The following is an 8849-nucleotide window of genomic DNA, read 5'->3' on the forward strand; positions in this document are numbered from 1 at the left end:
AGCGAAACCTCGTCGAACGCTTCTTCAACAAGCTCAAGCAGTTCAGAGGGATTGCCACTCGATATGACAAGGACCCCCAAAACTTCCTAGCAGCCGTAAAACTACTCGCCACCCGCATCTGGATCAGGTCGTTATGAGTCTACGCCCTAATACGGCAGGAAGTGGAGCAAATCGCCGTCGTCCCCACACACATTCGGGACGCTGATTTACAGGAGGCCATGAACTCGCCCCGGCGCCGGGGAAAGCGCACTGTAACCCTTGCAGAGCTAATCGAAGAGTTTAAGGCTGATCCCAACCGAAAGGATATGCGGAAAAAAGTCGAACTGGACTACGCGCTCCTATTCCGCGTCATGGACGAGGTAATTGGGCATGACCGGCGTCTTCGAGATATTGACCGCGACGATTGCAAGCGCGTTCGGGATTTGCTCATACGGCTGCCTCCCAACTCCACAAAGCTCTATCTCGGCCTGACGTTCGCGCAGGCTGCCGACAAAGGCGAGAAGGATGGACGCAACACGTTGAGCCCGACGACCGTCAACAGTTATGTCCACAAAATGAGCGCACTCTTCAACTATGGTGTTGTTGAGGAGCGCATCGACAAAAATCCGGCTCGCAAGCTGGGGTTGGAAGGTTATGAGCATTCCGAAGAGGATCGTAATCCGTTCAGTCCGGCGCAGCTTGAAAAGATTTTCTCGGCGGCGATCTACACAGGCTGTCAGGACGACGGTCGGAACTGGGCCAAGGTTGGCACGCTGCGGCCCAAAGGCACAAAATTCTGGGTGCCGCTTATTGGCCTCTACCAAGGGATGCGCTTGAACGAAATCTGCCAGCTTCGTCTGGAAGACATCAAGCGAGAAGGCGGCATAGATTTCTTCGACATCAGACCCGACAGCATGGGCGCCAAGAAAGGCCAAGCGAAACAGGAGGATCGCGGTCAACGGACGAAAACCGCTTCAAGCCGTCGTCGCGTCCCTGTGCACCCTCGGCTGGTGGAGCTTGGATTTCTGGACTTTGTTCAAGGCCTGCGCGGCAGTGAGGAGCGGTTGTTCCCGAACCTGAAAAAAGACATCCGAGGATACTATTCTGACGGTTTTCAAAAGTGGTTTTCCCGACTGCTCGACAAGCAGAAGGCGAGAGAGGCAAAGACTTCTTTCCATTCCTTTCGGCACAGTTGGGCGAACGCGATGCGGCTCGCGGGTGTGCCGCAAGAGCGGCGGCGTCTCATCGGTGGCTGGAAACGGACCGCCACAGATGAGAAGTATGGTTCGGACCTACCGCTTGCGGAAATCTACCGTGAGCTTTCCAAGGTTGCGTATACAGACATCGCGGCCATTGGCGCGCTATAATGTCAATTTAGAACTTCAGCCCATCTGGTTTTGCTTTTCAAACTAAAAAAGCGAGCCAGTTCAATCGATTGCGGCTCTCTTAAACTGTTTAGTCAAAAGCCGCTAATGGCTCTTTGGGCCTCTTTGCACCGGCTTGCATGCGTACCAGCAACTATGGATATTGCGCCTCTTGCCTCTCGTCGAAGGGATTGAACTCATATCGGAGACGCCGTTACCAGTACATCGTGGGGAAGTGCACACCACCGTTGCAGCGCCAGTCCCCCAAGATATTCTCCCCGCTGGCGAACGTCGAGTTCAGTCCACGTCGTCTTTTTTAAGAACCACTTGTTCATATACAGGGTCGTATGCTCTTCATACTTCGCGCGCTTGTCCGCAAAGCCGCTATTTCCCGAAGAAATGTTGAGGCCGCCACTCATAAGTGTCAAATTTCCGACTGTGTGTAAAAGTGTGTTGCGCGCGACGGCTCGATGGTCGCTGGAGTAACGATTGACAAACGGCTCCTCGGGGAAGGGCCAGTTTTCGTTCCATGACACTGGTAGAACGTGTTCAGTCCACAGGCCGTCAGGCCGTTCTGTCTTTTCACTGAATTTCGAGCGGCTTGCGAGTTCTAGTTCCCAAAGAATGTCCTTTGTTCGTTCACCGGGAGCGAGCACGTATAAAGGCTTCGAAAGAAGCGCCTGAAGAAATTCCTTATTGTCTGGAAATCTCGAACTTTCTCCGGAACGAGTTGAAAAGAACGCGACGAGGTTTTTGTGGGATGGACCATTCTCGTGAAAATGTTGCGCAATTGCGCTGAACAATTTGTTCAGGTTTTTGCCGGTAAGGCCGCTGACGGCACGTCGGACCAAATACGAATAAAGTAGGTTCGCAGTGCTATTCTGTTCGTCATGCGTTAATTCTGACGCCGCAATCTGAAGGGCGATTGGATAAACGGTTGTCACCTGCCAAGCTGCCAGCTTGCGTCCAAACCAGCTCATTGTTGGATTGTCGTTCGGTTCTCCTTCCAGCGCCCTATAGATAGGAGCGTACTTTTGGAGCAGGTTGAGTTCATCTTTTACGTCGGGAAATCGAGGCTTGCCTTTGGGAACAGCAAAATCACGGTATTCGGCATACAACTCTCGCATCGCTATGGTCGCACCAGTTTCAGCAGCCAGAACGTGCGCTAGAAAATGATCGATGCGGGGCCTTTTAGGTCGAGCAAACGGAGCATCAGCTTTCCACCAAGGCGCGTCAAATGAGGCCCATAGGCTATTATATAGGTCCTCGGTTTGTAGAGACTGCTTTTCCGCTCTTTGAAAAATGTTATTCCGAACGAGGTCCATCGCAAGAAGTGGCTCTCCTTTGGAATTGAGCGTCTCGAATATGACCTGAGCGTCATCACCTTCGTCGAGGGTGATTACCACGAGCTTCATCTGTTCAAGCGCGGCGCGGAGGAGTACCTCAATACGACCTTCTGAAATTTCACGGACGGCGGCCTCATCGATGAGGTCATTGTTATCCGCATCTTCGGTCTCGGGCTCCCAATCGCTTGGACCGTTTGCTACGAAGTCGAGCATCCATTGCCTGAAAAGGTGGTAAGCGCGAAGGGCAGGAAACGGTGTGTTTTTGGGGACCTTTTCTCCGTAAAAGTACTTTGAGAGCCTCAATCGAACTTCGCTGTATTGCCTCTCGACTATGCTGTGGAAGATTTCGCGGTCGGACGGCGTGGGCGTAAGTTTGAATTTCGTCAAAGGGTCAGTGTCCTTTGAACGCGGCTGATTATATAAATAACCCTCAATATGTTGAACAAGATGCTCAGCCTTATGGTGCCGTGCAACTTCGCGAAGCGCAGCAAGAAACAGCTGGAACGTCGTAAGCCGTTGTTGACCGTCAACGACCTGTACGCGTGGCGTTATTCCTATCTGCGTGGCTTCGCTCAAGGGAGCCAGAAGCAATGCCCCCATGTAATGCTGAAATTTGTTTGTACCTTCTATTACCTCGGCGGCTTTGGCTTCCACATCCTGCCAAAACGGCACAAGACGGTTATCTCCCCATTGGTACTTCCGCTGATAAAGCGGCACTAAGAAGCGCCGCCCTTCTTTGAGGATTGTCTCGATGGAATAGTCATCCGCCTGCATGCGTTGCTCCGTCTATGTCGTCTGCTCACGCCTGTGAAGGGTCCATCCCGTACTGCGTCTCTCACGCTCATCGGCGCATAAAGCAATTTCAATCGAAATGTCATCCAGCCGAGGTGGTCAATATGTCGGAAGGTCTTCAGTGAGTGCGATGCCCGGAGTTGTGATCCAATTTTGTAAGGCACTGCGGGTCAGTCGCCCCTCCACGAGCCTAAGCAAGGCCTCGACCAAGTCGCTTACTTCAAGGACACACAGTCTTCCGCAGCCTTCTATGGTTGCCGGAACGCTTGGCTCGACGCCGGGGCTGCAAAGCGTGATACAAAAATGGTCTTTGTAACCAGCCAATTCGGAAGCCGAAAGGACCTCCATCGCCAAATTCAAGCTCACGAGGTCACTATCGCTACGCTTCGATTTCAATTCCACAATAAGCGGTTCGTAGTCTTCGATTTGTATTCGATAGTCGGGATGAGCCTGTTTGTCGGGAGTGTCCAGCTTTTCCCATTGAATTGCCACGTTCGAAAGCGCTCGTTCGAAGGCAGTTTCCAAATCTTGGCCGCGAAACTCGTAAAGAGCGAATACCATATCTGTGAGATTGAGTGGCGTTGCGCGGCGCAGATGGATAGCTTTGCAATGGTCTCGGTTTGACCGCTTCCATTCAACGGCAGCATTTCTTGCAAGATTAGCTGCCGAGTTCGAACCGAGAGCCAGACGTCGCTTTTCATCGTTGGCGGCACCACCATCCATCAAATCAATTGGACGTATAATTAGTTGAGAACGGAGAGCAATGATTTGTTTCCGTGTCAGTCTTCTGCGACGGCCTTGAAGGTCTAACTCAGTCATCCACAATACGTCTGTAGGCAGCCCGACGCCGATGCGTGTGGCCTGACGGCGAATGCTACGCGCGAGCTGCCGGACATAGGAATTCGTAACGCCGTCGCCTCTTAACTGAGGAGGTCTACTCTCTTCAGCCAACATCGGGGACGTCACATTCTGAATGACTTCGGCAACACCGGAAAGTACCCATGCCACGTCGCGAGCAGTGGCTTGCACTGTGCCAAGACGAACTCCTTGAATGGTTCGATCTATTGTCTCTCGCGGGCGTCCAGCGGCCCATTGCGCGAGAAGGAGTGCCCCGTTCGCGGCACTTGCATCCGCATTCCACGGTCCATCGAAAAGCTCGTCGCTCAGCCTTCTGCCGTAGTCATTGGCAACAGTCCCATTGTGACCAATTCGCCAATTCACAAACCGAGAGGGCTTTCCGGTGTGACGTACAAACTCAGGGCACCGAAGTGCTGCGTGGCAGAGTATAAACAGGATGTCATCTTCGCTAGTAGCGTTGTCGTCGCTGAGCTTTGAGACAAGCATCGCTGCAGATTTAGCCAAACCTTCGAGAAAAAATATAGCGGTGTCAGGTTTCAAGCCCGACCTCGCAACAGCAATCCCAAAGGTCGTGATGACAACCTCGCTACTCGTTTCGATTAGACATCCATTTGCGATTAGCTGATCGATGTTATCGTTAAGGTCTTGCCTCCAATGCGATATACCCGCGCGGTTGCGGTTTACCTCACGAGAAGCAGTGAGCGTTGATGCAACCAACTGAAACGCATCTTCTCGTGATCTGCACAACCGACCTGCGAACAACTGAAGGGTTAGCGTTTCAAAATCGCTGGGATTGATGCCGTTACCTAAATCACCTTCGGAATTGAGGCTCATGAGGCGACGAGCTTCAGCCGATTTTTGGGTGCTTTCTGCCGTTAGGATCACAAGACCCTCAGCAGCATCCTGACCCATTCGTCCTACTCGTCCGGCCATATTCTTGAATTCAGCAGCCTCAAGCGGCACATGAATTCGTCGGCCAAAATCCCAACGCTCCCATGAGGCGAAGACTGCTGATCCCAGTGGAAAGTTCACTCCGGCTGCGAGTGTTGTTGTGGCGAAGACCACGGAAATATCGCCGCTCTCGATACGATCTTCAACGAACCGCCGCTCCTCCTCGGTTAGTTCGGCGTTATGGTAGGCCGTACGTTTTGCCACCAGTGTAATCAGGTCGTTGTCGATGTCGTCCGCGGGAGCGGCCTCAAGTGACGCTACGCTTTTTTGTGTGAGAGACCACGAACGTGCAAGGTTGTATGTCTGATCGACCGTCATACAAAATACGATGATTGGACTTCGTTCTTTTTGTGCCGAAAGAGCTGCGATTATCTCGTTCAGATTTAGTGAGTTGTGACGTCTTTCTGTGACTTCGTCGCCCTCGTGGCGCGGGCCGAAAGAAATATGATGAAGGTGATCCGTTAAACGACATTCCAAACGAATTGATTTCTCACGTTGCGGGTTCCTTACCAACTTCAAGCTGAGCCAACTTGCCAAACTGTTCGCATCGTTTTCGCTTAAGACGGCAGAAAGTGCGACGAATTGGTACCAGCCAGCTTTGCGCATTAGGGTCAGAAGTAGTTCCGTAGACTGCCCTCTATGTTTGTCTCCAACTAGCTGGAGTTCATCGCAAACGAAGCAGATATCGGTCAGGTCCGCTGGAGGGCCCCCAACAGATAAACATCCCAAGAATTTTTCGTAAGTTGCAACAAGTATTCTGCTGTCCATAGGGGAGTTCGATTTGCGACCTGCGCAATCCTCAACTGCGTCCCCCGTTGCACATACGATTGCCGACCTATCTCCGTTGAGGAAGGAATTAAGAAAAATACTCTCAACTTCTTCGAACTTTTGCTTTGCAAGTGCGCGATGTGAAACGAGATATACGGCTCGTTTTCCGGCTTCAATAGCGGAAGCTATGGCCCACCAGCCTATCAAGGTTTTGCCCGTGGACGTAGGCGCACTAATAAGGATACTTTGGCCATTGTAGACACCAGCCGCAAGGGCCTCGTGCTGAATGTCGGTGATCGAAGGTTTACCATCCGCCTTAGGAAGCAGTTTCGACGTTGCCTGAGTTTGGGTCGAAAGACCATGATTTGCTGGAAGCTCATACTTCATCAGGCGAGGCTCCTGCTAATCGTCTCGAAGACAGATTTCAACATTTAGAGATACATCATTTTGGGGGTAACTGATTGAAGACTATTTAAGCATGTTTTTTTCCGGTGCTGCTAGCTTGGGTAGCGGCATTCTGTTCATGTGGCCATTCACCAAAAATGCGCTGTAAGGTCTATGCTGCCTGCGCGGAGTTACAAGCCTTCAAACATTTGGTGCCGCATTGCTTCGCAGGTCCCATCAAGGCCGGGAAATAGCGACGCGGCAGTAATGCCCATCAAACGTAATTCGCGCAAAATTTTAGTTCTTGCTGAATATGGCAGGTCAAAAACCTTTAGATAGGTCTTCCCACGGTCGTTTCCGCAACGTTGAAGGTAGCCCTCAACGTCATCCACAGTTGTTACTGCAGAAAGTGCCTGTTGGGGCAATGCTCGGGGATTTTCGAGAGCAAACGGTTCCAAGAGCGAAAAGTGGGGCCGTACGTTAACGACCGCGTTCAACTGTGGATAGTCGGACTTCCAACTCGCGGCGTCGAACATAAAAATTCGAACATTGCCCGCGCCGTCGGGCTTTTGAGCCCGCATTGCAAAGTAGGCCGCTACGTATGGAGAATGGGTCCAATCCAAAAGAGGAGTTGGATAGCCATGATGCTGGAGGAGGTTCCAGAACGCTGCGTACTGGTTGTTATCGGCCAGATTGAAAAGATGCTTTGTATTTGCAGAGAGAACTCTGTGAAGGTGAGGTATGTCGAAATTTATGTAGCGCGCTAAATCCTTTCGCGCCGTTCGATGAAATGAAGACCTCAGTCGTTTTAGTACAGGCTGGCCACGGAAAATATACTTATCTCGCGGCAGAGAACCTACCATTGATTTGAATTTCTCCCAAGATCGAACTGAGCGGTCGCTTTTAAGTTGGCTGCTCCGATCCGATAAACTAGCCCCGAGAGTTGTCAATCTCTGTAAAGGCTTTCCTGCTTGATCTTTGACACGTATTTCAACCCGCAGTCCTTGCCGGACTGGCCTTAACATCAACTCTGCAGTTTCGGCCCACAGGCCATTTGGAAACTCTTCTCTCAACTTCGAAATATCTAGGGGTTGCATGTTAGCAACGCGCTGGTACTCAAGCTGAACGGTGGAACGAAAGATCTTCGCATGCTTTTCGGGGCGGATATGCGCTACGACTATTAGCGGCGAATTATCATCGTATAGGCACGCTCGACCAGCGTACTCTGAACCTAGATCATCAATTTCCACACACACGTAGTAAGTTGTGTCGTCAAATGCCCCATGCCACTGACCAGCTAGCGTCATATTGCTTCCCCGCATCTTAGGGTTTCAGCCAACTCGTAACTGCATACTTTTGCATGTCAATGCGGCGTGGCTTCCGAATAGCAGTTTCTCACAGACGCTTGCCCTAGCGGGACAGCACGTCCTCTATTCCAATCTGTCTCGTTGAAGTTATAGTTTGACTTTCTGAGACAGTTTCTCATTGTGTCTAAAACCATATGAGAAACAGAGGCTTATCCATGATAGTCGGCTACGCACGAACCTCCACCGCGGAACAAGAGGCAGGACTTCAGGCGCAAATGCGCGATCTCGTCGCAACGGGTTGCACGAAGATTTTCAGCGAACAGGTCTCCTCTGTTGCGGAGCGGCGGCAATTGAAGGCCGCAATGGAGTTCGTTCGGGAAGGCGATACGCTTGTCGTTACAAAGCTCGACCGTCTCGCGCGGTCCACAACCCATCTCTTGTCGCTGGTCGAGCAACTGGAGAAAAACGGCGTAGCGTTGCGTATTCTCGACTTCGGCGGCGGCGAGGTCGATACGAAGTCCCCTTCAGGCAAGATGCTGCTGACCGTATTCGCGGCGATGGCAGAGTTCGAGCGCAGCATTATGCTCGTGCGGCAGCGTGAAGGGATTGCAGCGGCTCAAAAAGCCGGAAAATACAAAGGCCGCGCTCCGACAGCCCGGCGCAAAGAAAAGGACATTCGCTCTCTGAAGGAAGCTGGCATCGGCGCAAGTGAGATCGCGCGTCAACTCGGCATCGGTCGGGCGTCGGTCTATCGCGTGCTAGCTGACGGAACAGCTTGAACGAAGATTTGCTTCGACAACCTGACGTGAGCCTTTGACAGTTCGACAATCCCACGGCAAAAAGAGGATGGAGCGGTACGTGCCGCTCTCGGGGGTAGTAGCCCGTCACAACTAGGATCGGTGTCCTGAAAGACACCACTCTTCGACCTATGGTCGGGGAGCCTGCGGCTATGCTGTTGGTTTCCACGCAGAACTGAGCCGGTTAGGCGCATAATTTCCATTGAGAATTGAGCCATGTGAACCTTCCCCCAATGCGGCGAGCGGCGGGGGCAACGGAGTGATCCACATGGGACTTTTAAACATCATCCGCCGGATGGCGTT

Annotated in this window: 5 protein-coding genes and 1 pseudogene; 3 read left to right on the forward strand and 3 right to left on the reverse strand. The window is 51.9% G+C overall.

Annotated features, from left to right (window positions below; genetic code table 11):
- Both AC1DV9_RS29035 and AC1DV9_RS29040 read left to right on the forward strand, forming a co-directional pair.
- A pseudogene (locus AC1DV9_RS29035) lies at positions 1-137 on the forward strand (IS5/IS1182 family transposase); the annotation flags it as partial.
- 81 nt (positions 138-218) lie between these two features.
- Complete coding sequence (locus tag AC1DV9_RS29040; RefSeq protein WP_477951289.1) at positions 219-1346, forward strand: site-specific integrase; 1128 nt, start codon at positions 219-221, stop codon at positions 1344-1346.
- Between the two features lie 194 nt (positions 1347-1540).
- Here the strand turns inward: AC1DV9_RS29040 and AC1DV9_RS29045 are convergent, their stop codons facing one another.
- From AC1DV9_RS29045 to AC1DV9_RS29055, 3 genes are all read right to left on the reverse strand, one after another.
- Positions 1541-3463, reverse strand: coding sequence for a DUF262 domain-containing protein (locus AC1DV9_RS29045; RefSeq protein ID WP_477951291.1), 1923 nt, complete (start codon positions 3461-3463; stop codon positions 1541-1543).
- A gap of 117 nt (positions 3464-3580) precedes the next feature.
- Positions 3581-6445: a DEAD/DEAH box helicase gene (locus AC1DV9_RS29050; RefSeq protein ID WP_477951292.1), complete on the reverse strand. Its 2865-nt coding sequence runs from the start codon at positions 6443-6445 to the stop codon at positions 3581-3583.
- Between the two features lie 188 nt (positions 6446-6633).
- A complete protein-coding gene (locus tag AC1DV9_RS29055) occupies positions 6634-7749 on the reverse strand; it encodes an FRG domain-containing protein (RefSeq protein ID WP_477951293.1) in 1116 nt (371 codons plus the stop codon).
- A 215-nt stretch (positions 7750-7964) separates the two neighbouring features.
- Here AC1DV9_RS29055 and AC1DV9_RS29060 point away from each other — a divergent pair, with 215 nt between their 5' ends.
- Positions 7965-8528, forward strand: coding sequence for a recombinase family protein (locus tag AC1DV9_RS29060; RefSeq protein ID WP_477951294.1), 564 nt, complete (start codon positions 7965-7967; stop codon positions 8526-8528).
- The last annotated feature ends 321 nt before the right edge of the window (positions 8529-8849 follow it).

The sequence above is a fragment of the Rhizobium sp. 01L410 genome, assembly GCF_056400165.1.

Coding starts and splice junctions, on each gene's coding strand:
- AC1DV9_RS29040 (WP_477951289.1), top strand. CDS start 219: ATGAACTCGCCCCGGCGCCGGGGAAAGCGCACTGTAACCCTTGCAGAG.
- AC1DV9_RS29045 (WP_477951291.1), bottom strand. CDS start 3,463: ATGCAGGCGGATGACTATTCCATCGAGACAATCCTCAAAGAAGGGCGG.
- AC1DV9_RS29050 (WP_477951292.1), bottom strand. CDS start 6,445: ATGAAGTATGAGCTTCCAGCAAATCATGGTCTTTCGACCCAAACTCAG.
- AC1DV9_RS29055 (WP_477951293.1), bottom strand. CDS start 7,749: ATGACGCTAGCTGGTCAGTGGCATGGGGCATTTGACGACACAACTTAC.
- AC1DV9_RS29060 (WP_477951294.1), top strand. CDS start 7,965: ATGATAGTCGGCTACGCACGAACCTCCACCGCGGAACAAGAGGCAGGA.